Source organism: Pseudomonas sp. Z4-20 (genome assembly GCF_051131955.1).
GTDB lineage: Bacteria > Pseudomonadota > Gammaproteobacteria > Pseudomonadales > Pseudomonadaceae > Aquipseudomonas > Aquipseudomonas marvdashtae.
Window position 1 is genome coordinate 1,951,388 of the sequence record NZ_CP071641.1, and the last position, 23,926, is coordinate 1,975,313.

25 protein-coding genes, 4 tRNA genes and 1 pseudogene are annotated in these 23,926 nt (G+C 60.1%); 21 read left to right on the forward strand and 9 right to left on the reverse strand.

Going from position 1 to position 23,926, the window contains the following annotated elements:
* Positions 1–40 precede the first annotated feature (40 nt).
* The 14 genes from J3P82_RS09035 (at position 41) to J3P82_RS09100 (ending at position 13,481) form a co-directional block, all read left to right on the forward strand.
* Entirely contained in the window at positions 41–1,051 is a 1,011-nt protein-coding gene (locus J3P82_RS09035; RefSeq protein ID WP_434562388.1) for an aspartate-semialdehyde dehydrogenase, read from the forward strand.
* 210 nt (positions 1,052–1,261) lie between these two features.
* Positions 1,262–3,856, forward strand: coding sequence for a FimV/HubP family polar landmark protein (locus J3P82_RS09040; protein ID WP_434562390.1), 2,595 nt, complete (start codon positions 1,262–1,264; stop codon positions 3,854–3,856).
* Between the two features lie 180 nt (positions 3,857–4,036).
* Positions 4,037–4,861: a tRNA pseudouridine(38-40) synthase TruA gene (gene truA / locus J3P82_RS09045; protein WP_434563758.1), complete on the forward strand. Its 825-nt coding sequence runs from the start codon at positions 4,037–4,039 to the stop codon at positions 4,859–4,861.
* A gap of 63 nt (positions 4,862–4,924) precedes the next feature.
* Positions 4,925–5,548 (forward strand): phosphoribosylanthranilate isomerase, encoded by a 624-nt coding sequence (locus J3P82_RS09050; RefSeq protein WP_434562392.1) that lies wholly within the window; start codon positions 4,925–4,927, stop codon positions 5,546–5,548.
* Positions 5,549–5,815: 267 nt separating this feature from the next.
* Positions 5,816–6,736 carry an acetyl-CoA carboxylase, carboxyltransferase subunit beta gene (gene accD / locus J3P82_RS09055; RefSeq protein WP_434562394.1) on the forward strand — a complete coding sequence of 307 codons (921 nt, stop codon included), beginning with the start codon at positions 5,816–5,818 and terminating at the stop codon, positions 6,734–6,736.
* Complete coding sequence (folC, locus tag J3P82_RS09060) at positions 6,733–8,040, forward strand: bifunctional tetrahydrofolate synthase/dihydrofolate synthase (RefSeq protein ID WP_434562396.1); 1,308 nt, start codon at positions 6,733–6,735, stop codon at positions 8,038–8,040. The genes accD and folC overlap by 4 nt, the downstream gene beginning before the upstream one ends.
* Positions 8,024–8,698: an SPOR domain-containing protein gene (locus J3P82_RS09065; RefSeq protein WP_434562398.1), complete on the forward strand. Its 675-nt coding sequence runs from the start codon at positions 8,024–8,026 to the stop codon at positions 8,696–8,698. Before folC ends, J3P82_RS09065 begins: the two co-directional genes overlap by 17 nt.
* A 90-nt stretch (positions 8,699–8,788) precedes the next feature.
* A complete protein-coding gene (locus J3P82_RS09070; protein ID WP_434562400.1) occupies positions 8,789–9,349 on the forward strand; it encodes a CvpA family protein in 561 nt (186 codons plus the stop codon).
* A 41-nt stretch (positions 9,350–9,390) separates the two neighbouring features.
* Positions 9,391–10,896, forward strand: coding sequence for an amidophosphoribosyltransferase (purF, locus tag J3P82_RS09075; protein ID WP_030142021.1), 1,506 nt, complete (start codon positions 9,391–9,393; stop codon positions 10,894–10,896).
* Between the two features lie 56 nt (positions 10,897–10,952).
* A complete protein-coding gene (locus J3P82_RS09080) occupies positions 10,953–12,164 on the forward strand; it encodes an O-succinylhomoserine sulfhydrylase (RefSeq protein ID WP_434562402.1) in 1,212 nt (403 codons plus the stop codon).
* Positions 12,161–12,934, forward strand: a complete 774-nt coding sequence (locus J3P82_RS09085; RefSeq protein WP_434562404.1) for an SDR family oxidoreductase — start codon at positions 12,161–12,163, stop codon at positions 12,932–12,934. The genes J3P82_RS09080 and J3P82_RS09085 overlap by 4 nt, the downstream gene beginning before the upstream one ends.
* A 170-nt stretch (positions 12,935–13,104) precedes the next feature.
* Positions 13,105–13,180: transfer RNA gene (locus J3P82_RS09090), tRNA-Val, on the forward strand.
* Positions 13,181–13,238: 58 nt separating this feature from the next.
* Positions 13,239–13,315 (forward strand) — tRNA-Asp (locus tag J3P82_RS09095).
* Positions 13,316–13,404: 89 nt separating this feature from the next.
* A tRNA-Asp gene (locus J3P82_RS09100) sits at positions 13,405–13,481 on the forward strand.
* A gap of 192 nt (positions 13,482–13,673) precedes the next feature.
* Here J3P82_RS09100 and J3P82_RS09105 read toward each other — a convergent pair.
* Positions 13,674–14,957, reverse strand: a complete 1,284-nt coding sequence (locus tag J3P82_RS09105; protein WP_434562406.1) for an NAD(P)/FAD-dependent oxidoreductase — start codon at positions 14,955–14,957, stop codon at positions 13,674–13,676.
* Positions 14,958–15,142: 185 nt separating this feature from the next.
* On the opposite strand from J3P82_RS09105, the gene J3P82_RS09110 reads away from it, so the two are divergent.
* A tRNA-Val gene (locus tag J3P82_RS09110) sits at positions 15,143–15,219 on the forward strand.
* Between the two features lie 188 nt (positions 15,220–15,407).
* Positions 15,408–16,046, forward strand: coding sequence for a hypothetical protein (locus J3P82_RS09115; protein WP_434562408.1), 639 nt, complete (start codon positions 15,408–15,410; stop codon positions 16,044–16,046).
* A 598-nt stretch (positions 16,047–16,644) separates the two neighbouring features.
* On the opposite strand, the gene J3P82_RS09120 is transcribed toward J3P82_RS09115, so the two are convergent.
* The 3 genes and pseudogenes from J3P82_RS09120 to J3P82_RS09130 form a co-directional block, all read right to left on the reverse strand.
* Positions 16,645–16,953, reverse strand: coding sequence for an addiction module antidote protein (locus J3P82_RS09120; protein WP_038858737.1), 309 nt, complete (start codon positions 16,951–16,953; stop codon positions 16,645–16,647).
* Between the two features lie 166 nt (positions 16,954–17,119).
* On the reverse strand, positions 17,120–17,644 hold the full coding sequence (locus J3P82_RS09125; protein WP_434562410.1) for a DUF2867 domain-containing protein: 525 nt from the start codon (positions 17,642–17,644) through the stop codon (positions 17,120–17,122).
* A 24-nt stretch (positions 17,645–17,668) separates the two neighbouring features.
* A pseudogene (locus J3P82_RS09130) lies at positions 17,669–17,905 on the reverse strand (DJ-1/PfpI family protein); the annotation flags it as partial.
* A gap of 319 nt (positions 17,906–18,224) precedes the next feature.
* Between J3P82_RS09130 and J3P82_RS09135 the strand changes: the two are divergent.
* The gene (locus J3P82_RS09135) at positions 18,225–18,455 is read left to right on the forward strand and encodes a hypothetical protein (protein ID WP_434562412.1); all 231 of its coding nucleotides are present in this window, start codon (positions 18,225–18,227) and stop codon (positions 18,453–18,455) included.
* A 143-nt stretch (positions 18,456–18,598) separates the two neighbouring features.
* Positions 18,599–18,802: a hypothetical protein gene (locus J3P82_RS09140; protein ID WP_434562414.1), complete on the forward strand. Its 204-nt coding sequence runs from the start codon at positions 18,599–18,601 to the stop codon at positions 18,800–18,802.
* A gap of 40 nt (positions 18,803–18,842) precedes the next feature.
* On the opposite strand, the gene pip is transcribed toward J3P82_RS09140, so the two are convergent.
* Entirely contained in the window at positions 18,843–19,823 is a 981-nt protein-coding gene (gene pip, locus J3P82_RS09145; protein WP_434562416.1) for a prolyl aminopeptidase, read from the reverse strand.
* A gap of 218 nt (positions 19,824–20,041) precedes the next feature.
* On the opposite strand from pip, the gene J3P82_RS09150 reads away from it, so the two are divergent.
* Complete coding sequence (locus tag J3P82_RS09150) at positions 20,042–21,046, forward strand: NAD(P)/FAD-dependent oxidoreductase (RefSeq protein WP_434562418.1); 1,005 nt, start codon at positions 20,042–20,044, stop codon at positions 21,044–21,046.
* Positions 21,047–21,136: 90 nt separating this feature from the next.
* Positions 21,137–21,340, forward strand: coding sequence for a hypothetical protein (locus J3P82_RS09155; RefSeq protein ID WP_434562420.1), 204 nt, complete (start codon positions 21,137–21,139; stop codon positions 21,338–21,340).
* 248 nt (positions 21,341–21,588) lie between these two features.
* Here J3P82_RS09155 and J3P82_RS09160 read toward each other — a convergent pair whose 3' ends face one another.
* From J3P82_RS09160 to J3P82_RS09175, 4 genes are all read right to left on the reverse strand, one after another.
* Positions 21,589–21,723: a hypothetical protein gene (locus J3P82_RS09160; protein WP_434562422.1), complete on the reverse strand. Its 135-nt coding sequence runs from the start codon at positions 21,721–21,723 to the stop codon at positions 21,589–21,591.
* A 157-nt stretch (positions 21,724–21,880) separates the two neighbouring features.
* The gene (locus tag J3P82_RS09165; RefSeq protein WP_434562424.1) at positions 21,881–22,057 is read right to left on the reverse strand and encodes a DUF3606 domain-containing protein; all 177 of its coding nucleotides are present in this window, start codon (positions 22,055–22,057) and stop codon (positions 21,881–21,883) included.
* Positions 22,058–22,147: 90 nt separating this feature from the next.
* On the reverse strand, positions 22,148–22,576 hold the full coding sequence (locus J3P82_RS09170) for a DUF2628 domain-containing protein (RefSeq protein WP_434562426.1): 429 nt from the start codon (positions 22,574–22,576) through the stop codon (positions 22,148–22,150).
* Between the two features lie 286 nt (positions 22,577–22,862).
* A complete protein-coding gene (locus J3P82_RS09175) occupies positions 22,863–23,060 on the reverse strand; it encodes a hypothetical protein (protein ID WP_434562428.1) in 198 nt (65 codons plus the stop codon).
* Between the two features lie 340 nt (positions 23,061–23,400).
* On the opposite strand from J3P82_RS09175, the gene J3P82_RS09180 reads away from it, so the two are divergent.
* A complete protein-coding gene (locus J3P82_RS09180) occupies positions 23,401–23,904 on the forward strand; it encodes an anti-virulence regulator CigR family protein (RefSeq protein ID WP_434562430.1) in 504 nt (167 codons plus the stop codon).
* Positions 23,905–23,926 lie beyond the last annotated feature (22 nt).

Below are 23,926 nucleotides of genomic sequence, written 5' to 3' on the forward strand. Positions count from 1 at the left end.
GGTAAAGTGCCGCTCCCCACGTGTTACCTGAGGTAGACCCATGAGCCAGTCCTTTGATATTGCCGTGATCGGCGCCACCGGTACTGTCGGCGAAACCCTAGTCCAGATTCTCGAAGAGCGGGATTTCCCGGTTGGCACCCTGCACCTGCTGGCCAGCAGCGAATCGGCGGGAAGCTCGGTGATGTTTCGCGGCAAAAACGTGCGGGTACGTGAGGTCGATGAATTTGATTTCAGCAAAGTCCAGCTGGCGTTCTTCGCGGCCGGACCGGCGGTCACCCTGAGTTTTGCCCCGCGTGCCACGGCTGCCGGTTGTGCCCTGATAGACCTGTCCGGCGCGTTGCCGCCAGAACAGGCGCCGCAGATTGTGCCGGAGGCCAACCCGAAGAAGCTGGCTGGCCTGCGCAAGCCGATCCAGGTCAGCAGCCCCAGCGCCTCGGCGACGGTGTTGGCCGTTGCATTGGCGCCGCTGCGCGAATGCCTGAAGATGGAACGCATCAGCCTGACCGCCAGCCTCGCCGTGTCCGCCCAAGGGCGCGCGGCGGTGAGCGAGCTAGCGCGCCAGACCGCCGAGTTACTCAACGCTCGCCCACTTGAGCCGAAATTTTTCGACCGGCAGATGGCATTCAACCTGCTGGCCCAGGTCGGTGCTCCCGACGAACAGGGTCACACATCGCTGGAAAAGCGCCTGGTGGGCGAGTTGCGCCAGGTGTTGGAGCAACCTTTGCTAAAGATTTCCGTCACTTGCATTCAAGCCCCGGTGTTTTTTGGCGATAGCTTTAGCGTGACCGTGCAGTCTGCCCGTGCCGTTGACCTGGCGAAGATCAACGCAGCTCTGGAAGCGGCCCCTGGCGTCGAGCTGGTAGACGCAGGCGATTACCCGACCCCGGTGGGGGATGCGGTGGGGCAGGACGTGGTTTATATCGGACGCGTGCGCGCCGGTATCGACGACCCGGCGGAACTAAATATGTGGCTGACGTCAGATAACGTGCGCAAGGGGGCGGCGCTCAATGCGGTGCAGGTGGCTGAGTTGTTGATAAAAGACCTGCTGTAAAAGATACTTGGCAACAATTTGTCGAATGGTTCTAGCTGGGCGCTATGCTTGGTCAGAATGCTGAAGGCGAACCTCCCTCCCGGGGACTTCTCCTGGGCATGAGTGAAACGATCGCGCGCGCCGTCGCTTCGGGGCTGCGCGCAATGCCTTACGGCAGCGGCATCAACACCTTCTCGCTGGCCGAGGAATGTTCAAACAAAGGAAGAGGCTATGGTTCAAGTTCGCAAACTGGTGTTAGCAATAGCGGCCGCCTCGGCGCTGTCCTCCGGTATGGCGCAAGCGCTCGGGCTCGGGGAATTGACCCTGAAGTCGCCGCCGAACCAACCTCTTGTGGCTGAGATCGAGTTGCTCGATGTCCAGCAGCTGACGGCCGCCGAAGTCGTGCCAAGCCTGGCTCCGGCCGAAGAATTCGCCAAGGCCGGCATCGATCGCCAGGCGTTTCTCAATGACCTGAGCTTCACCCCGGTGATCAACGCCAACGGCAAGAGCGTCCTGCGGGTGACGTCCAGCCGGCCAATGACCGAGCCCATGGTCAAGTTCCTCGTTCAAGTAATGTGGCCCAATGGCCGTTTGCTGCGCGACTACAGTGTGCTGATCGATCCGTCCAAATTCTCGCCGCAGGCCGCCGATGCCGCCCGGGCCAAGCCGTCCCAAGTGGTCTCTTCGCCAGTCACCGGCGCCACCAAGCCCTCCCAATACACCACCACGCCGCGCGACACCCTGTGGGAAATCGCCGCCAAGGTGCGCAATGGCGGGTCCGTGCAGCAGACCATGCTGGCGATTCAAGCGCTGAATCCGAACGCATTCATCAACGGCAACATCAATCTGCTCAAGACCGGCCAAGTCCTGCGCCTGCCGGACCCAGTGCAAAGCACCGCGTTGCCACAACCCCAGGCCATCGCTGAAGTGGCCGCGCAGAATGCCGCCTGGCGCCAAGGGCGTCGGGGCGTGGCAGGTAACGGTCGACAGCAGTTGGATGCCACCAAGCGTGGCGCTAATGAAGGCGCCCCAGCCCAGGCGGCCGATCGCGATAACCTGAGCCTGGTTTCCGCCGAGTCGGCGAAGGCCGGCAACAAGGGCAAAGGAGCCGCTGGCGATGCCCAGGTTCTGAGCGACAAGCTTGCGGTGACGCAGGAGAGCCTCGATTCGGCCCGCCGCGACAATGAAGAACTGAAAAGCCGCATGGCCGATCTGCAAAGCCAGCTGGACAAGCTGCAGCGCCTGATCGAGCTGAAGAACAATCAACTGGCCAAGATGCAGGGCGAGGGCGTCGCGGTTCCTCCGGCCGGCGAGTCGACTCCGACGATGTCGGCAGAGTTGACCCCTGGGCCGTCGGCACAAGCGCCGACAGCAACGCCAGCACCCGAAGCCGCCCCAGAGGCGACTCCGCCGGCCACTCCGGTCGAGCCGACACCTGCTGCTTCCGATGAGAAAAAGTACAACGACCTGCTGACCAATCCGATCCTGTTGGGGCTGATCGGCGGTGGCGCGTTGGTCCTCTTGCTCCTGCTGTTGTTGCTCGCCCGTCGCCGCAAGGCCCAGCAGGAAGCAGAGAAACATCTGCGCATGGCCCGAGCCCTCGAGGAGGAGGCCGACTTCTCCCCGGAGCTCGATCTGCCCCCGAGCAGCTTCGAGGGCATTGACGTTCCACCGCCAAGCGTAAAGCTCGAGCCCAAGCCAGCCCCGGCGCCCGTACCCAAGCCCGCTCCGTTGGTTGCGCCGGTAATCGTCACGCCACCAATCGCCGCACCGTTGGTGGCACCGGCCGCGGAGCCTTCCGATGACGATGTGTTGCCCCAAGCCCAGTCTCACATCGACCGCGGTCGCTTGAACCAGGCCGCTGACCTGCTGGAGCAAGGCATCAAGGCCGAGCCCCAGCGCAGCGACCTGCGGCTGAAATTGATGGAAGTCTATGGCCAGCAAGGCGACCGCGATGCCTTTGTCGCCCAGGAGCGCCAACTGGTTGCCAACGGCGAGAACTACGCCCAGGTTGAACAGCTCAAGAGCCGTTTCCCGGCCATGGCGGTTGCCGCCGGCGCAGGCTTGGCCGCTGCGGCAGTCGCCGCCGAGCTGGATGCTCAATACGTCAAGTCGCTGCTGGAAGACACGCCAGCGACCAATGAAGAACTCGACAGTGCCTTTGACTTGAGCCTGGACGATCTGGAGACACCGACACCTGCGGTGTCGGAGCCTGCTGTCGAGCTGGACGCATTTCCAGCCGACGACGACTTGGACTTCGAGGCGCTGCTCAAGCAGCAGACCGAAGCCAATCAGGCTAACGAAAGCCTCGACGATCTGTCGGACTTCGACCTGGACCTGGGCGCCGATGCTCCGGCGCCAGCCTTGGCTGATGAAGACTTCCTGCTGGACCTGGACGACGATCTCAAGGGCTTGGACACGCCAGTTGCCGACACGCCTGCCCTGGATGACACCCCGTCCGACGATCTTGAGCTGCCAGCGGATTTCGATCTGTCCCTGGCCGACGAAATGGACGCCCAGGACCGGCCGAAAGATGCTTTCGAGTCGGAGTTGGATGATGTCAACGCCGAGTTGGATCGCCTGTCCGACAGCCTGAGCCAGCCAACCTTCACCGCCGAAGACGCCTTGGCGAGTGCTGGCGATGAACCGGAAGACTTCGACTTCCTCAGCGGCACCAACGAAGTGGCAACCAAGCTCGACCTGGCCCAGGCTTATATCGACATGGGCGACGACGATGGCGCCCGGGATATCCTTGGCGAAGTCCTCAACGAAGGCGATGCCACGCAGAAGAGTGAAGCGCAGGAAATGCTCTCGCGCCTGGCGTGAGCCAGCGGTAGACCAACAACGGCAGCCGATGAGGCTGCCGTTTTTGTTTGCGTGCGATTCATCGTGGCGAAGGACCAGCGGTTGCACTGGCATCCCGTCGCTCCGGGCTTATAATGCCCGCCTTTGCGTATCTCAGCAGGCTGTAATTCCTTGGCAAACATAGACAACCCGGCCGCCGAAATGGCGGCCGACGGCTTTTTCCGGATCGCCCTGGGCGTTGAATACAAAGGCTCGCGCTATCGCGGCTGGCAACGTCAGGCCTCCGGGGTACTGACGGTGCAGGAAACCCTCGAAAACGCGCTGTCCAAAGTCGCCGACTCGCCCGTGTCGCTGCATTGCGCCGGCCGGACCGATGCCGGCGTGCATGCCTGCGGCCAGGTGGTGCATTTCGACACTCAGGTCGAGCGTTCGATGAAAGCCTGGGTGATGGGCGCTAACATCAACTTGCCCCACGACGTCAGCGTCAGTTGGGCCAAAGCCATGCCTGCACACTTCCATGCGCGCTTCAAGGCCATCGCCCGGCGTTATCGCTATGTGATCTACAACGACCAGATCCGCCCGGCGCACCTGAACGAAGAGATCACTTGGAACCACCGCCCGCTGGACGTCGAGCGCATGGCCGAGGCCGCGCAGTGCCTGGTCGGTGTCCATGATTTCAGCGCCTTTCGCGCCGGCCAGTGCCAGGCCAAGTCGCCGATCAAGGAGCTGCATCATTTGCGCGTGACCCGTCACGGCAAAATGATCGTGCTCGACATCCGTGCCAGCGCCTTCCTGCACCACATGGTGCGCAATATCGCCGGTGTGCTGATGACCATTGGCGCGGGTGAGCGGCCGGTGGAATGGATCAAGGAAGTGCTTGAAAGCCGCATCCGCCGTTCCGGTGGCGTCACCGCGCACCCGTTTGGCTTGTATCTGGTGCAGGTGCAATACCACGATGAGTTCGAGCTGCCGGAGCGTTACATCGGGCCACATTTCCTCACGGGGTTCTCGGAACTCGACGGCTGACGGCCTTCGTTGCATTTGTTACCATCCGGGACTTTCACGGATTTGCTTGAGGTTTTACCCACCATGCCGGTCGTTCGCAGCAAGATATGCGGAATAACCCGCGTCGAAGATGCGCTGGCAGCGGTCGAGGCCGGTGCGGACGCCATCGGGCTGGTGTTCTACGCCAAGAGCCCGCGAGCGGTGACGGTGCAACAGGCGAGGGCGATCATCCGGGCGCTGCCGCCGTTCGTCACGCCGGTTGGCCTGTTCGTCAACGCCAGCCGTTGCGAGCTGGGCGAGATACTCGATGCGGTGCCGCTGGCCCTGCTGCAGTTTCACGGTGACGAGACACCCGCCGATTGCGAAGGTTGGCATCGCCCGTATATCAAGGCGTTGCGGGTCAAGGCCGGTGACGACATCGCGGCCAGTTGCGCGGCTTTTGCTGGTGCCAGCGGTATCTTGCTGGACACCTATGTGGAGGGCGTTCCTGGCGGCACCGGCGAAGCGTTCGATTGGTCGCTGGTGCCGCAAGGCCTGGACAAGCCGATCATCCTCGCCGGCGGCCTGACGGCGGAGAACGTCGCCGCAGCCATCGCCCAGGTTCGCCCCTATGCGGTGGACGTCAGTGGCGGGGTGGAGCAGGCCAAGGGCATCAAGGATCCGGCGAAGATTCGTGCATTCATGGCGGCAGTTCGCGGCAGCCAGTAGTCAATGTGACGGCTGGCAGACTGCCGCCGTCCATACCTGCACTGTACAAAGCAGGCAGGCGCCGCCTCCGGGTGGGCCGATAGCGTAGGGGCAATCGCCGTGGAGCGGTTGCCGGGATGGCAGGGGATGGTTGGGCTGGACGCAGGTCATGTTTCGCGCTGACCGCGGTGGTTTCTCAATCCTCGCCGCACAATGAATTTGAGCTCAAGGGCATACGCGGGGCCGCGAACCAAAGCGTTCGGGCCGCCGGTACTGGAGAAAGAAAGCATGAGCAACTGGTTGGTAGACAAACTGATCCCTTCGATCATGCGTTCCGAGGTGAAGAAAAGCTCGGTGCCTGAAGGTCTGTGGCACAAATGTCCTTCCTGCGAGGCGGTGCTGTACCGTCCCGAGCTGGAAAAGACCCTGGACGTTTGCCCCAAGTGCAACCACCACATGCGCATTGGCGCGCGTGCCCGTATCGATATTTTCCTCGACGCAGAAGGTCGTGTAGAACTGGGCGCTGACCTGGAGCCAGTCGACCGCCTGAAATTCCGCGACGGCAAGAAATACAAGGATCGCCTGACCGCTGCCCAGAAGCAGACCGGTGAAAAGGACGCCTTGGTATCCATGAGCGGCACCCTGCTGGGCATGCCGGTGGTGGTCTCGGCTTTCGAATTTTCCTTCATGGGCGGCTCGATGGGTGCCATCGTCGGCGAGCGCTTCGTGCGTGCTGCCAACCATGCCCTGGAAAATCGCTGCCCAATGATCTGCTTCGCCGCTTCCGGCGGTGCGCGGATGCAGGAAGCGCTGATTTCCCTGATGCAAATGGCCAAGACCTCGGCGGTGCTGGCGCGTCTGCGTGAAGAAGGCATTCCGTTCATCTCGGTGCTGACCGACCCGGTCTACGGCGGCGTTTCTGCCAGCCTGGCTATGCTCGGCGATGTCATCGTCGGCGAGCCGAAGGCGCTGATCGGCTTTGCCGGCCCGCGTGTGATCGAGCAGACCGTGCGCGAGAAGCTGCCGGAAGGCTTCCAGCGCAGTGAGTTCCTGCTGGAACACGGCGCCATCGACATGATCATCCACCGCCAGGAGCTGCGTCCGCGCCTGGGCAACCTGCTGGCGCAACTGATGGGTCTGCCGACGCCGACCTTCGTCGCCGCACCGATCGAGCCGATTGTGGTTCCACCGGCGCCTGCTGGCCTATGACCCAACGTACCCTGGGCGACTGGCTTGCCTACCTCGAGCAGTTGCATCCATCGGCCATTGACATGGGGCTGGAGCGCTCGCAAACGGTAGCGTCCCGCATGGGACTGGCCAAGCCGGCGCCCCGGGTCATCACGGTCACCGGCACCAATGGCAAAGGCTCGACCTGCGCCTTCGTGGCTTCGTTGCTGCGTACCCAGGGGCTGAGCGTCGGGGTCTACAGCTCGCCGCACCTGCTGCGCTATAACGAACGGGTCATGGTCAATGGCGTCGAAGCCACTGATGCCGAGCTGTGCGAAGCCTTCGCGGCGGTGGAAGCCGGGCGAGGCGAGATTTCCCTGACCTATTTTGAGATGGGCACCCTCGCAGCGTTCTGGTTGTTCGCCCGTGCCGGCCTGGATGCCGTCGTGCTGGAAGTCGGCCTGGGCGGACGGCTGGATGCGGTCAACCTTGTCAATGCGGACGTCGCGCTGGTTACCAGCATCGGCGTGGACCATGCCGATTACCTGGGCGATACCCGCGAATCCGTGGCGTTCGAAAAAGCCGGCATCTTCCGCCAGGGCGCGCCCGCGCTCTGTGGCGACCTCGATCCGCCGCAGCCTTTGCTGGACAAGGTTCGCGAGCTGTGCTGCCCATTCTTCCTGCGCGGACGGGATTTCGACCTGGCGATGACCGAGCAGCATTGGCAGTGGCGCGGCACCGATGCCAAGGGCAACCCGGTGGAGCTGCACGATCTGCCGCTGCTCGACCTGCCGATGGAAAACGCCGCGCTGGCGCTCCAGGCTTACTCGTTGTTGGGCTTGCCTTGGGACGCCGGGCAGATTGTGCAGGCGTTGCAGGCAACCCGCGTCGTCGGTCGTCTCGACCGCCGCTCGTTCGATTGGCAAGGCAAGCGCATCAACCTGCTGCTGGATGTCGGCCATAACCCCCATGCGGCCCAGTACCTGGCCGAGCGCCTGGCGCGACGGTCGGTGGCAGGCAAGCGTTTGGCGGTGTTCGGGCTGCTGTCGGACAAGGACTTGGATGGCGTTGTCGACGCGTTGAATGCTAGTGTCCAGCATTGGGCCGTGGCGCCGCTGGATTCACCGCGCTCGCGTCCGGCAAGCGAGTTGCAGGCAGCGCTGCAGCGTCGTGGCGCTTCGGTTGATGCCCATGGCAGCGTGGCTGACGCGTTGGAAGGGCAGTGCGCCCTGGCGACGGCCGCTGATGAGATCCTGCTGTTCGGATCATTTTTTTGCGTTGCCGAGGCCCTTCAATGGCTAGCCCGGCGCTCCACGGAGGAAGCTGCAGATGGCATTGCTGGATAAAGCGTACAAGCAGCGCATGGTCGGGGCCTTGGTATTGGTGGCCCTGGCAGTGATTTTCCTGCCGATGCTGTTTTCCCGTCAGGACGAGCAGCGCCAGGTCACGGTTGATGCGCCCGCCGCGCCCCAGGCGCCCGCCGTGCCGCCGGTACAGGTCGAGCCGGTGGCGGTGCCCGAGCCGCAGGCATTGCCTCAAGAGCCTGTTCCGAGTGACGAGGAACTGGCCGGGCAATCCGCTGAGCCTTCCGCGCCGACTGCCTCCGCCCCCGCTGCTGTAGCGCCTGCTCCGTCGGCGCCGAGCAAGCCGGTCGTTGCGCCAACACCTGTTCCGGCCACACCATCAGTCAAGCCGCCGCCAAGCCAGCCGATCACCCCCGCCACCAAGCCGGACACCACGCAAAGTCGCGTCGATGCCAACGGTCTGTCGGTCAGTTGGTCAGTGCAACTGGCGAGCCTCACCAGCCGCGAAAGCGCTGAAAAACTGCAGAAAAACCTGCGCAGCCAAGGCTATAACGCGTATATCCGTTCCGCCGATGGCAAGAACCGGGTGTTTGTCGGCCCGCTGATCGAGCGTGCCGAAGCCGACCGCCTGCGTGACCTGCTCAATCGCCAGCAGAACCTCAAGGGTTTCGTGGTGCGTTTCCAGCCAGAGCGCGGTTGAACGGCCATTTAGCTGATTTGAGCCATGCAGCTTACCGACAGCCCTGCGCTCTGCTAAAATGCGCCGCCTTATCCGTCTGTAGGCTGCACCGTGCCATTTACCTGGGTTGACTGGGCGATCGTTGCAATCGTCGCCATCTCCGCATTGATCAGTCTGAGCCGCGGCTTCGTCAAGGAAGCCCTCTCGCTACTGACTTGGATCATCGCGGGAGTCGTAGCCTGGATGTTTGGTGGCTCGCTGTCCCAGTACCTCGCCGGATACATCGAAACCCCATCGGCTCGCGTGATCGCGGGCTGTGCCATCTTGTTTATCGCCACCTTGCTGGTGGGCGCAATGATCAATTATCTGATCGGCGAACTGATTCGCGTCACCGGGCTTTCCGGGACGGACCGGTTCCTGGGCATGGCCTTCGGCGCGGCGCGTGGCGCGTTGCTGGTGGTCGTGGCCGTCGGGCTGCTGAGCCTGGGGCCGGTACAACAGGATACGTGGTGGCAGGAGTCCCGGCTCGTGCCACAATTTCTATTGGTCGCAGACTGGTCCAAGAACCTGATCCTGGGTTGGAGCAGTCAGTGGCTTGCCAGCGGTATCAGCGTACCCGCTGAAATACCGTTCAAGGAACACCTCTCGCCGATGGCCAAAACGCCGCAGTGAGTGTTGTTCAGTTCAGATCCATTAAGTAGGGGTTGCGTCGCATGTGTGGCATCGTCGGTATCGTCGGTAAGTCGAACGTCAATCAGGCGCTGTATGACGCGCTAACCGTGCTCCAGCACCGCGGCCAGGACGCTGCCGGTATCGTGACCAGCCATGACGGCCGGTTGTTCCTGCGCAAGGACAATGGCCTGGTGCGCGACGTGTTCCATCAGCGCCACATGCAGCGCCTGGTTGGCCACATGGGCATTGGGCATGTGCGTTATCCGACAGCAGGCAGCTCGACGTCGGCCGAGGCCCAGCCGTTCTACGTCAACTCGCCGTACGGCATCACCCTGGCGCACAACGGCAACCTGACCAATGTCGAGCAACTGGCCAAGGAGATCTACGAATCTGACTTGCGCCACGTCAACACCAGTTCCGACTCGGAAGTGATGCTCAACGTGTTCGCCCACGAGCTGGCCCAGCGCGGCAAGCTGCAGCCGACCGAAGAGGACGTGTTCGCCGCCGTGACCGACGTGCACAACCGTTGTGTCGGTGGCTACTCGGTGGTGGCGATGATCACCGGCTACGGCATTGTCGGTTTCCGTGACCCTCACGGCATTCGTCCGATCGTATTCGGCCAGCGTCATACCGACGAGGGCGTCGAGTACATGATCGCCTCCGAAAGCGTGTCCCTGGACGTGCTGGGCTTTACCCTGATTCGCGACCTGGCCCCGGGCGAAGCGGTCTACATCACTGAAGACGGCAAGCTGTATACCCGCCAGTGCGCGACCAACCCGAGCCTGACCCCGTGCATCTTCGAGCACGTCTACCTGGCGCGCCCGGACTCGATCATCGACGGTATCTCGGTCTACAAGGCGCGCCTGCGCATGGGCGAGAAGCTGGCCGACAAGATCCTGCGCGAGCGTCCGGACCACGACATCGACGTGGTCATCCCGATCCCGGACACCAGCCGAACCGCCGCCCTGGAGCTGGCGAACCACCTGGGCGTGAAGTTCCGCGAAGGCTTCGTGAAGAACCGCTACATCGGCCGTACCTTCATCATGCCGGGCCAGGCTGCGCGGAAAAAATCCGTACGCCAGAAGCTCAACGCGATCGAGTTGGAATTCCGCGGCAAGAACGTGATGCTGGTGGACGACTCCATCGTGCGCGGCACCACCTGCAAGCAGATCATCCAGATGGCCCGCGAAGCCGGTGCCAAGAATGTGTATTTCTGCTCGGCGGCCCCGGCCGTGCGCTACCCGAACGTCTACGGCATCGACATGCCGAGTGCCCATGAGCTGATCGCTCATAACCGCACGACCCAGGAAGTCGCCGACCTGATCGGCGCCGACTGGCTGATCTACCAGGACCTGCCGGACCTGATCGAAGCGGTCGGCGGCGGCAAGATCAAGATCGAGCAGTTCGATTGCGCGGTATTCGACGGCAAGTACGTCACCGGCGACATCGACGAGGCCTACCTGAACCGGATCGAGAACGCGCGTAACGATGCGTCCAAGGCCAAGACTCAGGCGGTCAGCGCGATCATCGATCTGTACAACAACTGATTAACGAACCGGCCCTGAGGGGCCGGTTTGCGTTTAACCGATTAAGGAGTGACAGCATGAGTCAGGATTGGGATGCCGGTCGGCTGGACAGCGACCTCGAAGGCGTAGCGTTCGATACCCTGGCGGTTCGCGCGGGTCAGCACCGTACACCGGAAGCCGAGCATGGCGATCCGATGTTCTTCACCTCCAGCTACGTCTTCCGCACCGCCGCCGATGCTGCGGCGCGCTTTGCTGGCGAGGTGCCGGGCAACGTCTACTCGCGTTATACCAATCCGACCGTGCGGGCTTTCGAGGAGCGCATCGCCGCCCTGGAAGGTGCCGAGCAAGCCGTCGCCACCGCCACCGGCATGGCCGCGATCATGGCGGTCGTGATGAGCCTGTGCAGCGCCGGCGATCATGTATTGGTGTCGCGCAGCGTCTTTGGCTCGACCATCAGCCTGTTCGAGAAGTACTTCAAGCGCTTTGGCGTGGAGGTCGACTACGTACCCCTGGCGGACCTGTCCGCCTGGGATGCCGCGGTCAAGGCCAATACCAAGCTGCTGTTTGTCGAATCGCCGTCCAATCCGCTCGCCGAACTGGTCGACATCGCCGCGCTGGCGGAAATCGCCCACGCCAAGGGCGCCATGCTGGTGGTCGACAATTGCTTCTGCACCCCGGCGCTGCAACAGCCGCTCAAATTGGGCGCGGACGTGGTGGTGCATTCGGCCACCAAGTTCATCGACGGCCAGGGCCGTTGCATGGGCGGCGTTGTCGCCGGTCGTGGCGAGCAGATGAAAGAAGTGGTGGGTTTCCTGCGCACTGCCGGGCCGACCCTCAGCCCGTTCAACGCCTGGATCTTCCTCAAAGGCCTGGAAACCCTCGGCCTGCGCATGAAAGCCCATTGCGCCAACGCCCAGCTCCTGGCCGAGTGGCTGGAGCAGCAGGACGGCATCGAGAAAGTCCATTACGCCGGGCTCAAGAGCCATCCGCAACACGATTTGGCGGCGCGCCAGCAACGCGGTTTCGGCGCGGTGGTGAGTTTCGAGGTCAAGGGAGGCAAGGAGGGCGCCTGGCGCTTCATCGATGCCACTCGATTGATTTCCATCACCGCCAACCTGGGTGACAGCAAGACCACCATCACGCACCCGAGCACCACGTCCCATGGCCGCCTGTCGCCACAGGAGCGTGAAGCGGCGGGCATTCGCGATAGCCTGATCCGCGTTGCGGTCGGCCTGGAAGACGTAGCGGACCTGCAAGCCGACCTGGCCCGCGGGTTGGCGGCCCTGTGATCGAGCTGGCAACGCCGCCGAGCGGTATTCACGGCCGGGTTGCCCTGGTGACGGGCGCCGCGCGGGGGATCGGCCTGGGCATTGCCGCTTGGCTGATCTGTGAAGGCTGGCAAGTGGTGCTGACCGATCTGGACCGCGAGCGTGGTTCCAAGGTAGCGAAAACCCTGGGCGACAACGCCTGGTTCGTCACGATGGATGTGGCGGACGAGGCGCAGGTCGCCACCGGTATTGCCGAGGTGCTCGGACAGTTCGGGCGGCTCGACGCGCTGGTGTGCAACGCGGCCATCGCCGACCCGCACAACATCATCCTGGAAAGCCTGGACCTGGCTCACTGGAACCGGGTCCTGGCGGTGAACCTCGGCGGGCCGATGCTGCTGGCCAAGCATTGCGCGCCTTACCTGCGTGCCCACAACGGCGCCATCGTCAACCTGGCCTCGACCCGCGCCGCGCAATCGGAGCCCGACACCGAGGCCTATGCCGCAAGCAAGGGCGGTCTGTTGGCGCTGACCCACGCCCTGGCGATCAGCCTGGGCCCGGAGATCCGCGTCAACGCGGTCAGCCCTGGCTGGATCGATGCGCGGGACCCATCACAACGTCGCGCAGAGCCATTGACCGACGCCGATCATGCCCAGCATCCGGCGGGCAGGGTAGGCACGGTAGAAGACGTGGCGGCGATGGTGGCGTGGTTGTTGTCGCGCAACGCCAGTTTCGTCACGGGCCAAGAATTCATCGTTGACGGCGGCATGTCCAAGAAGATGATTTATCAATGAAGAGCAGCTACAAGCGGCAAGTTTTGAGCTGCAAGCAGGGTGGTGCGGCTCCACTGCTTTTGACCTGTCGCTTGAAGCTCGCCGCTTGAAACTGTTTTTGAAAAAAATCCAACGCTGCTATTGACTTAGCTTCGGTACCTGCGTAAATTTCGCGGCCTCAACGCAGCAAAGGGTGATTAGCTCAGCCGGGAGAGCGTCTGCCTTACAAGCAGAATGTCGGCGGTTCGATCCCGTCATCACCCACCATGTTTCTTGAGAGTCTTGCGAAAGCAAGATGGAAGCTGTCAAAAGCCTCCACCGACGCGCAGCGGTAGTTCAGTCGGTTAGAATACCGGCCTGTCACGCCGGGGGTCGCGGGTTCGAGTCCCGTCCGCTGCGCCATATTTTCCGAAGCAGGTTCGCCTGGTTCGAGATTTAAGCCCAAGGGTTTAGATCAGACGAGTTAACTGGACGCAAGTCCATAGCGATACGCAGCGGTAGTTCAGTCGGTTAGAATACCGGCCTGTCACGCCGGGGGTCGCGGGTTCGAGTCCCGTCCGCTGCGCCATATCTGCTTCGAGGCCCACTGAACGCCTTGAAGCTAAGAAGAAAGCTGCAAAGTTATCTTCTAGTCGATAGCAAGGACCCTGGTCGAAAGACCGGGGTTTTTTGTTTTCGGAATTTGAAAGATTGGAACAGGCCCCGTGGCGAGGGAGCTTGCTCCCGCTGGGCTGCGAAGCAGCCCTTGTTGTTGGCCGCTTCAGAACCCCAACTTATCCCGCAACCCGTAATACCAAGCCCCCAACGCCGCAAAAGGCGTACGCAACAACTGACCGCCTGGGAAAGGGTAGTGGGGCAGGTCCGCAAACGCATCAAAACGCTCAGCCTGACCACGCAGCGCCTCGGCCAAGACCTTGCCCGCCAAGTGCGTATACGTCACGCCATGGCCGCTGCAGCCCTGGGAATAATAAATGTTATCCCCCAGCCGCCCGACCTGCGGAAGACGCGACAGCGTCAGCAGGAAATTTCCGGTCCAGGCGTAGTCGATCTTCACATCCTTGAGCTGCGGGAACGCCTTGAGCATCTTCGGCCGAATGATCGCCTCAATGTTCGCCGGATCCCTCGCGCCATACACCACGCCGCCACCGAAGATAAGGCGCTTGTCGCCGGTCAGCCGGTAGTAATCGAGCAAGTAGTTGCAGTCCTCCACGCAATAATCCTGGGGCAATAGGCTGCGAGCCAGTTCATCGCCCAGCGGCTCGGTGGCGATTACCTGCGTGCCGCACGGCATGGACTTGGCCGCCAGCTCCGGCACCAGGTTGCCCAAGTAAGCGTTGCCCGCCACGATAATGAACTTGGCCCTGACCTTGCCCTGCGGGGTATGCACCACCGGACTGGCGCCGCGCTCAATGCGCACCGCCGGCGACTGCTCATAAATGATCCCACCCAGCGACTCCACCGCCGCTGCTTCGCCCAAGGCCAGGTTGAGCGGATGAATATGCCCGCCGCTCATGTCGAGCATGCCGCCCACATACTCATCGCAAGCCACCACCTCGCGAATACGTCGCTGATCCATCAGTTCCAATTGGGTATGACCGAAACGCTCCCATAAACGCTTCTGCGACTCCAGATGGCCCATCTGTTTAGCGGTGAGGGCGGCGAATACACCACCGTTCTTCAGATCACACTGAATCTGATACTTCGCCACCCGCTCGCGAATGATCCGCCCGCCCTCGAACGCCATGTCGCCCAGCAACTGCGCCTGCTGCGGACCGACGCTGCGCTCGATCACATCAATGTCGCGGCTGTAACTGTTAACGATCTGCCCGCCGTTGCGACCCGACGCGCCAAAGCCCACCTTGGCCGCCTCAAGCACGGTGACCTTGAAACCGTTCTCCAGCAAAAACAGTGCAGACGACAGGCCGGTATAACCGGCGCCGATCACGCACACATCGGTTTCGACGTCATCCTGCAGGGCAGGGCGCGAAGGCGCCGGATTGGCCGAAGCGGCGTAATATGACGCTGGGTAGGCTGTGTTCGCCATTCTGGAACCTCTGTTTTATATTTTTTACGAATGCAGCGATCCTACCCGAGTTAAAAATCCGCCGCCAGCCACCCCCCAAATCTTCGGTGGATTACCGAAATTAAATATTTTGCATATTCATAGGGTTAGGTGAAAAAAAAGGTATTGACACCCCTCCGGAATTCCGTAGAATGCCGCCTCACAGCAGGCACGTAGCTCAGTTGGTTAGAGCACCACCTTGACATGGTGGGGGTCGTTGGTTCGAGTCCAATCGCGCCTACCAAACAAAATCCGCTCTGCTGGGCGGTCTAGAAGGGCTCACCGAAAGGTGGGCCCTTTTTTGTTGGATGCGTTCCAAGCTTTCCCAAAGCTTTTACATCCCACCTCACAACGCTCATTCGACGTCCAACCCAACGTATCCAATCGCCGTAGTGTCGGATGTTGAGTTGTCGAGTACATAAGGAAATGGTCATGCGAGTCGTCACTTTCGTAACTTTTCTAGCACTTGCTGGTTGCTCTGGAATACCTTCGGTTCCATACGAAGAGCCTGCTCAATCGGAGGGAATGGCGCGTGTTCGCGTTATTACGAACTCCGACGTGTTCGGCGATAGCATCACCGGCAGTTGTGCTCCTGCTACCCGGCATAAAATGGCTGAAGCCGGACGTTTCGGGCGGGACGGGACGGCGAACATCAACTATCCGCAGTACCCCCAGAAGTCGGCGAGCCTTGGCATGCCGCAACGAGTTTTCCCTACTCTCGCTCAGTACGTCCCTGCCATTCGGATGGGCGAAGGGGCTTACAAAGAAGTCGTAACCGAGTATCGCGTTAGGACTGATCTGCCATTCCAAATGGCGACCCTAGGCGCGACCGTTGGTGGCAATGGCAACTCTTACTGGGCCTGCGCTGACCAGGCGCTTGTTTACACGCTGGGACCAGGGAAGGACTACGAAGTTTTGGTAGGGGTGAGTAGCAGACCAAACAAAGATGGTCAGCAGCCGCTTGTTTGCATGTTCGCGGTTTTTGAACTCGCCGCTTTTCCTGGCACTTCAATTGTGATTCCCAAGAAGCTGACGCCTGCTGCGCCTCCGCAGGAAGTCTGCAAAAACTAATAAGAGCAGCCCGGCCATCAAGCCGGGCTTTTTATTGTCCGCTCGTCGACGCCATAGCACTTTCATTCAGAGCGCTGCCTCTCAGCTATATAGCGCAGATTCCGCGCATTAGAGGAGACATAGCATGGTGGATGACAATAACGGCCCCGAAGCGCCGTACTCCGGGCCAGATGAGAAGACGCCCGACGCAGGCGAAGGCCATGGATCCGGGCTGGAGCAAGCTAAGTCTGAGCCGAAGCAGGGCACTGGCGAGAGACCGGAGGACTGGAGCCCGCCTCCTGGCAACCCGGGTTCTGACCAAGACGCCCAGACGAATCGTGAGAATGGTGGTGCTAAGTAGATTGCTGAACAGCATGACGTCGGATAACCCGGCCATCGTGCCGGGTTTTTCGTTGCCTTTCAATTTACATGAAGGAGCAGCGCTCGCGTTAATCGAGCTGCGGAGGAAAAAGGGACAGATTTATCTTGCTTTGCTTCGCTGAGAGCTTCCATCGAACGGATTCGATCATAAGGAGAACGGGGACTGACTACGATTGTGAGACGGTCCGATTATAAGTGAGCTCACAATCGTGGTTGTCCCCGCTGTGCAATCCGTTCGTCAGGCAGGTGAATGATTAGCCGCATGCCCAGGCTGCGCATGAAGATCAATGCCTAGCGCATGAATAACCTTGAGTACGGTATCGAATCTCGGTTTTGATCCGGGTGCGAACGCCTTATATAAACTTTCTCGCCCCATGCCAGAGTCCTTAGCGATCTGCGCCATGCCTCGGGCCTTGGCTACATAGCCGATCGCTCGGAGAAACTCCTCGCTATCACCATCAGCCAGCACCTGAGAAAGGTACTCACTGATTGCTTCGTCGCTATCGAGTAGTGCCGCCATGTCAAATGTTGTCAGGTGTTGGCTCATGTTCAAATCTCCTTTGCCAATTTCTTAGCTCAGAACCTTGGTCTGTCCCCAGTCTTTTGTCCTCAGTCTTTGCGGTTTGTCTGTATAACCGCGCCATCCTTTTTAGGGCGGCTTCGCCACCCAGCGGGAGCGAGCTCCCTCGCCACGGGGGTTGCGGCGTCGCGGCTCAGGCAGCCAAAGGCCAACCAATGCGTGCTGCACGGCGCAGACTCGCCTTAACAACCAAGCGGTGAAACGGGGCAATGACGAAAATGTAGGCCCGGCCCAGACGGTTGTGGCACTTGACCACGGTTGAAAAAACCAGTTGGCGAGTACCTTCCGGCTCTGCCTCTTCAAAGCAGAGGATCGATATCCGGAAGTCGAGGTGCTTGTCGTCCTCGCCCAACACGATTTCAGTCTGGTTCGTGCTGTAGACCTTGAAGATTTGAATCCGATGAGCAAGTGTCGCCAGATGTCTGGCTGTCTTGAGCCCAAAACAGGCAACGACAGTGTCTCGGACTTTCATGAGCCATCCGATCCAGGATGGCTGGTGGGAAAGGATGAATCGCGCGAGCAAGTCTGGATCGCTGGAGGTGCCCGCAGGGAGCTGAATCGCAAAAGCGTCTGCCAGGTTCGTCGACGTGTAAAGGTGAGTGACGCCGGACCTCAAGGGGACCGGCACGGACTTGATGAGCTCAACTTCTCGGGGCATCGGGGATCTCTTCCTGAGTTCTAACTACCAATTAGATGACATGCCATGTCGCGTTTTTTGTCGGGAGGCGGCAACTTCTCCTTGTCGGATACTGAGCCCGATCAGCGCATCATACAGCGCCTGCTGCCCAGCGGGCAGGACAGGGAGCAACGTCGCACGGCGCTTGTCGGCATCGAACCAGGATTCAACCAACCATCCCACCAGATAAAGCGCCGAAAGGCATCCGCCAGCAGTTGCAACGTTGCCCTGGCAAACAAGGGGGTTGATCCACGGAGCAGGGGTCAGGGTGGGAAATGCATGGGTCAATTCCAGTGCCGATGAAAGAGGTATCCGGTCCTTTTTGGGAGGATGCCGCCCAGCGTCATCATGACGCTGTGGATGCTTGGCATTCCTTTCTTAATATCCCTACGGATTTCGCGGCGGATCCGCCTTTTCCCTAAGCGGAAAAACGAAGCAGGGCACGGTTGTGAGATGGGCCAATGATATAGCGCCGTAAACTCCCCCTGCCCGTCGTTCCACAAATTGAAACTTCTACTCTGACGAGGCGATCTCCTAAGTATTGGCTAACAGGAGATCGGGTATGAAGTGCTATCTATGCGGGCTGGAAGCGCAGCAGTGCGAAGAAGATCAAGGCGGTGAACGCGTCGACTGCGCGGATTGCGGCACGTACAAAATTTCTAGCCTGGTTTTGAAAGAGCTGGGAACCAAGAACTTCAATTACCCGAAAATGCGCGATGATTTGCATCGCCAGCGGCAGTTCAACGCTACATCTGTTGCCGAGATCAATACCGAGACGGCCATCTGGTCTTGAGCGTGGCGCTTCGCAGCGAGCGCGTCCGATGCCATCGCCAAGGCTTCGTAGATTGCCTATGCGGACCCTCCCTCCAGTATCATCACTCAGATGCCGGTTTGTATTGTCCGAGCGACGGGCAATGCCTCAGGAAGGATCACCCAATGCCAAAAAAACAGCCCGATGAAAAACCGGCAGCGACTGCCGCCGAAATCGAGCGTTCAATCCTGGCGCTCAACAAAATGGCTGAGCGCCTGTGGGGGGATGGCCGAGAAGTTGAAGCGCAGGCGCTTTTAAAGGCGCTGGATGCGTTGAACCGTGCGCTTGATCGTATAAGGATCGGGGAAAGTCGCAGAGTGCTTCATTGAAGACCGGCTTGGTGCAGGCTTCATAGCGTCCCGTCAGCGCCTAACTGAATTCCCCACGTTGCTTGAACTGCTCCGTCGCTTCAATCAGCGCACTGATGATCCCCGTCTCGGAAGGCGAGTGCCCGGCATCGTTGACCACCGTCAGTACCGAGCCTGGCCACGCCTTGTGCAGGCGAAAGGCCGAGTTCGGCGTCGCGATCATGTCGTGCCCGCCCTGAATGATTCTACAGGGCAGATGGGCGATGACCTCGATGTCGCGAATGAGTTGATCTTCCTCCAGGAACAGTTTGTTCTTGAAGTACCAGGCATCCAGGCACCCCATGCCGATGCTGGTCTGATCGTCCGAAGCTTGTTCTTCCACGCCGTCAGGGTCGTGGCGTAATAACGAACAGCTGGCGGAATAGCGCACCCAGCCGCGGATCGCTTCCATGCGGAGCTGCTCGTCGTCGCCGGTCATGCGGTCCAGGTAGGCCTCCAAGAGGTCGTGCCGTTCGGCTTCGGGAATGAAGTTCACGAAGTCTTCGTGGGCACGGGGGAAAAAGCGTCGCATGCCGTGGATGAACCAGTCGATTTCGTCGCCCGTGCCCAGGAAAACCCCTCGCAGAAGGAAGCCAAGGCAGCGTTGCGGATGCGCCTCGCCATAGGCCAATGCCAAGGTGGTGCCCCACGAGCCACCGGTGATCAACCATCGATCGATTCCCAGGTGCTCCCGTAACGCCTCGATGTCGTTGACGAGTGCCTGGGTGGTGTTGTTGCGCAGTTCCGCCAAGGGCGTCGAGCGAAGGGAACCGCGCTGATCGAACAATACGATGCGGTAATGATCCGGGTCCCAAAATTGCCGTTTGGTCGGCGGAGCACCTTCTCCGGGTCCCCCATGAAGGTACACGACCGGCACACCGTCGGGGTTGCCGCTCTCTTCCCAATAAAGCGTATGCAGGTCGTCGACGGGCAGCATGCCGCTGCGCCGAGGATGCTCGATGGGTGGGAATTGGCTGTAAGTGATTTCTCGGGGGGCGTCCATTGGGCGGCTCCTTCTGTGCGCGTTGTTCGACAAGGTTTCTTTCAGTTTCGAAAAGAGCCGCGAGCCGCAAGTTCACGCGCGGATCTGCCGCACAGGACAAACGGAAGGGCGCCAAGTCATTGATAACACGGCACAAACGGCCGTCTGTCGGCCCAGGCAATCTTTTGTCGTTCAGTTCGAGTCACTGCTAATGACACCGCAAGCACGAGGAACAGGTGATGCCCTTAGCCCCCGACGACTATGACGAGCTGTTCGCTCGGCCAGAATCAGCCTCCACCGAGGCTGGGCACGTCGACCTTGATTGTCTGATCATCGGCGCTGGCCCCGCCGGGTTGACCACCGCCGTGTATTTGAGTCGCTTCCATCGGCAGGTCTTGGTGGCCGACGGTGGTCGCAGCCGCGCGAGTCTCATTCCACGGTCCCATAATTATCCGGGATTCCCACCGGGCATCTCTGGAAGGGACTTGCTCACCCGGCTGCGAGAGCAGGCCTTGCGCTACGGCGCGATCATCGAATCGGGAAGGGTGAAGCGCCTGATCAAGCACCGCGCAGGTTTCGTCGCGCAACTGAACGGCCGGGAACTGATTGCGCGCCGCGTCGTATTGGCGACCGGAATCGTCGACACGCTGCCCCACATGGAGCGCCCCTACGATGCGGTTGCGCAATCGGTGATCCGCCTCTGCGCAATTTGCGATGGCTACGAAGTCAACGGCGACAACGTCGCGGTATATGGCGAAGCGAGCTGCGCAATCAGCCACGGATTGTTTTTGCGCAACTTCACCGACCGGGTGACGGTGTTGGTTTATGGCGACAGCCAAGCCTGCGAAGAAGCCGTTGCGGTGGCGAAGCATGCCGGCATTCGCCTCATTGGCGATAGGGTCGAGCACATCGAGGCCAGCGACGATCAGGTCCAAGTAAAAACCTGCAAGGGCCAGAGCCTCTGCTTCGACATTGTGTACCCCTCACTGGGTTCGCAGGTGTGCTCCGAACTGGCGGTGCAGCTCGGCGCCGAAACCGACGAGCAGGGTGCGCTATGCGTCGACGCGCATCAGGCGACTTGCGTCGAAGGTTTGTACGCGGTTGGAGACGTCGTTGATTCGCTCAAGCAAATCAGTGTCGCTACCGGCCAGGCGGCAGTCTGTGCAACGGCGGTGCATAACAGCCTGGAAGTGCGGTTGTGGGATCGCGCGCGTGACAAGAGAACGCCTTTGGATTCGATTTGAACCTCAATCGGTAGGATCACTTTCAAACCGGAACACTCAATCGCCTTAGCGTATCTATCGGCAACATCATCGGAGTGCTCGGCAGTGGACGTGTACAGGATTGAATTCGAGAACGACCGTTGGACCCTCTACAAGTCCCATGGCTACAAACCGATCCTGCAGGCCGACAGTCATGACGCGTTGATTGATCACGTACTTGCCTTGACGCAAGGAAAGGGCGCCGTCGTCCGGTTCACTGCAGAAGGCGGTGTGCGCGAGCTGCGGGTGGGTGACATTCAAGAGGACGGACTGTAACGGGCTGTTGAAGACGTGAAGAGTTTGAACTGCCGACGCCATGGCCTGCCGAATGCCTATCACCAAGAGGATATGCCCATGACTGACGAACAGAAAAAAGAACCGCCCAAGGACGACACCCCCGCCCATTCCACGGAGCAGGAGCGTGAGCGTTTGAAAGACTTCAACAAGGACGGGATACCGCCGGGTTCTTCCTGACTGCAGCGGCGCCGTCCGCTGATGCACTTTATGCAAGCAACCAAAGCCCTTTACCGGACCACGCAGATCCAGTGATGGTCATGCCGGTACGGGGCGCGGATAAATGCCACGTCGGATACCAGTACCATGCCGCGATCCTGAAGGGCTTCGGTGAGTTGTACGAGTGTCTCTGCTTCGATAGTCATTGCTGTTACCTCGTCAGATTACTGCGTTCATAATTGTTGACCGAACGCCGCAACGGGTAATTCATTTTTTCTAACGAGCTTATCTAAGGCACTAAGCCGATGGGGCAGGGATTGTTTTTTTCGAGAATAAGCCCCACAGCCACGTGGGGCTTATTCATTACTTCTTCAGGTGACGGCGAACATCATCGGCCATCGGTCCAACGGTTTTTACCGCGGCCTTGAGTTCGTCTTCGGTTACGCCGAACTCTTTTGTCCAGTATTTCATTTCCCAATCTTCGGAAGTGCTGATGCGGCTCCGGTCTTGGGGCCCGCGATTGCTCAAGTTGTCAGCCATTGTCGAGTTCCTTTGAGAAGGCCTGGTAACGCCAGGCGACTCTCAATGGACAATCAAGCGGGGCTGTTTGCGCAATTTTTATGGCTGATGTCAGAGGCGCATGCCTTTAAGCGGATTCCAGCCTTGCTCACCTTTTACTTCTTTCAAGTAGTAGGCGTAGTTGGTCATGAGCGCGTACATCATCGACATGGCGATGTTCAGGCCCATGCTCAACGGTCGGGGGAAATCCATGCCGATGATGGCGAAGACCACGCTCAACAGGATGTTGATTGCCAGGAAGGTACCCAGCAGGGCGAGGTTCTTCTTCCACAGGCCCAAGACGAACAGGTAGATAGGCCCGAAGAAAAACGCAATGACGTTGGCGTTGATCAGTATTTTCTTCTTGAAGTCAGGCAGTGTCTTGACGGCTTCCTTATAGCGCGGGTCGTTTGGCGCGCCATGGGCGTCAAAGAAGGCGAAGCGTTCCTGCCATTTGGCGCTGTATTTGTCGGTGCCTTGTACTTGTTCAGTGCTGCTCATTTTCCCGTTCCTTATGTTCCATGAAAAGTGGATTTCTTCCGAGAGTCCTGCGCTTCTGTCTTTAGCCTTGAACCCGAAGCGTTGCGCTGCCCGCTTTATAAGCGTTTGCGCACAGAAATACCGCACCGGTCGTTTAAATGGCTAGCTGATCTGTGATGGACATCACGATAGTCCTGCGCGCGAGCAAGGAATGCTCAGGAAGACGGCGGAAACGGGAAAAGGCAGCTCATCCTGAATCGCCCGTTTATCAACGGGCGACAGGTTCATCCAGCACTCAGGTCAACACTCAGAGCATGGCCTCCGCAAAAACATGGTCTTGGGTCATCGTCAGAAAGTGCAGCGGCATGTCCTGCTTTGCTTGTGGGCACGGCATTTCAAAACTGCCAACTACCTGGCTTTCAAGTGCGTTCAGCCGCATCGACTCCTCTTCCTTTAGTTTTGCCATTCTCGCGTGGTTCGCTGCGATTTCATTGAGAGTTGACACGGTACATCTCCAGTGGCTGACCAAGCATGAGAATTTGCTGCCGCGCCAGAAAGACGTCGTCCTGGGGCTGCTACGACGTTCCGGTGCAAACCTTGCGCCAGAGGCAGCGGCGTTATGCGGGCCTCTTTCCCCAAGCGACCAGCGGCATGAATCGATGGCTGTCGAGGCCGGCAACGTTTCAACTTTGCCTCAGAAATAAGTCACTGATAATACAAACCCATCCTTGGGCATGAAGTGCGTGGACGGTGCAGGCAAGCGACGCGCAGCGTGATATGGAACTAATATCACCGTGAGTCTCTATATCTTTACAGGGGACATCCCCTTTTTCGAGAGAACTGCCATGTTCAAATCGCGCTCGTTGATTGCTGCAATGACCTGTTTTGCCTTGGTCACAGGTCCTGGAATCGTTGTTGCGGACCCGGGTAACGGCAAGGGAAACGCTCAGTTCGATCAAGGTCAGGGGCAAGGAGGCAAGGGCGGGCAGGGCAACAAGGGTGGCCAAGGTAATGCCGGCAACAAGGGCAACCAGGGAGGCAAGGGCAACCAGGGCGGTGGCGGCGATTGGCATAACGGTCCAAGCGTCGACCGTGGCGGCATTCTTGGCGTGATTGGTGGTTATCGGGATTACTGGAACCCTGCTCCGGCGTTGCCGCCGGGCATCCAGAAAAACCTCGCCCGCGGCAAGCCGTTGCCACCGGGCATCGCGAAGAAGCTCGACGGACGTTTATTGGGACGCTTGCCGCACTATGACGGTTATGAGTGGCAACAGGTCGGCACCGACTTGATCCTGGTGGCGATCGCCAGCGGCATCATCTATGAAGTGCTCAACGGTGCGTTCGATTAACTTGGTGTTCCAACGAATCGCA

Bases quoted from the DNA above. Each gene is read 5' to 3' on its own strand.
- J3P82_RS09035 (WP_434562388.1), top strand. From the start codon at position 41: ATGAGCCAGTCCTTTGATATTGCCGTGATCGGCGCCACCGGTACTGTC.
- J3P82_RS09040 (WP_434562390.1), top strand. From the start codon at position 1,262: ATGGTTCAAGTTCGCAAACTGGTGTTAGCAATAGCGGCCGCCTCGGCG.
- truA (WP_434563758.1), top strand. From the start codon at position 4,037: ATGGCGGCCGACGGCTTTTTCCGGATCGCCCTGGGCGTTGAATACAAA.
- J3P82_RS09050 (WP_434562392.1), top strand. From the start codon at position 4,925: ATGCCGGTCGTTCGCAGCAAGATATGCGGAATAACCCGCGTCGAAGAT.
- accD (WP_434562394.1), top strand. From the start codon at position 5,816: ATGAGCAACTGGTTGGTAGACAAACTGATCCCTTCGATCATGCGTTCC.
- folC (WP_434562396.1), top strand. From the start codon at position 6,733: ATGACCCAACGTACCCTGGGCGACTGGCTTGCCTACCTCGAGCAGTTG.
- J3P82_RS09065 (WP_434562398.1), top strand. From the start codon at position 8,024: ATGGCATTGCTGGATAAAGCGTACAAGCAGCGCATGGTCGGGGCCTTG.
- purF (WP_030142021.1), top strand. From the start codon at position 9,391: ATGTGTGGCATCGTCGGTATCGTCGGTAAGTCGAACGTCAATCAGGCG.
- J3P82_RS09080 (WP_434562402.1), top strand. From the start codon at position 10,953: ATGAGTCAGGATTGGGATGCCGGTCGGCTGGACAGCGACCTCGAAGGC.
- J3P82_RS09105 (WP_434562406.1), bottom strand. From the start codon at position 14,957: ATGGCGAACACAGCCTACCCAGCGTCATATTACGCCGCTTCGGCCAAT.
- J3P82_RS09115 (WP_434562408.1), top strand. From the start codon at position 15,408: ATGCGAGTCGTCACTTTCGTAACTTTTCTAGCACTTGCTGGTTGCTCT.
- J3P82_RS09120 (WP_038858737.1), bottom strand. From the start codon at position 16,953: ATGAGCCAACACCTGACAACATTTGACATGGCGGCACTACTCGATAGC.
- J3P82_RS09125 (WP_434562410.1), bottom strand. From the start codon at position 17,644: ATGCCCCGAGAAGTTGAGCTCATCAAGTCCGTGCCGGTCCCCTTGAGG.
- J3P82_RS09135 (WP_434562412.1), top strand. From the start codon at position 18,225: ATGAAGTGCTATCTATGCGGGCTGGAAGCGCAGCAGTGCGAAGAAGAT.
- J3P82_RS09140 (WP_434562414.1), top strand. From the start codon at position 18,599: ATGCCAAAAAAACAGCCCGATGAAAAACCGGCAGCGACTGCCGCCGAA.
- pip (WP_434562416.1), bottom strand. From the start codon at position 19,823: ATGGACGCCCCCCGAGAAATCACTTACAGCCAATTCCCACCCATCGAG.
- J3P82_RS09150 (WP_434562418.1), top strand. From the start codon at position 20,042: ATGCCCTTAGCCCCCGACGACTATGACGAGCTGTTCGCTCGGCCAGAA.
- J3P82_RS09160 (WP_434562422.1), bottom strand. From the start codon at position 21,723: ATGACTATCGAAGCAGAGACACTCGTACAACTCACCGAAGCCCTTCAG.
- J3P82_RS09165 (WP_434562424.1), bottom strand. From the start codon at position 22,057: ATGGCTGACAACTTGAGCAATCGCGGGCCCCAAGACCGGAGCCGCATC.
- J3P82_RS09170 (WP_434562426.1), bottom strand. From the start codon at position 22,576: ATGAGCAGCACTGAACAAGTACAAGGCACCGACAAATACAGCGCCAAA.
- J3P82_RS09180 (WP_434562430.1), top strand. From the start codon at position 23,401: ATGTTCAAATCGCGCTCGTTGATTGCTGCAATGACCTGTTTTGCCTTG.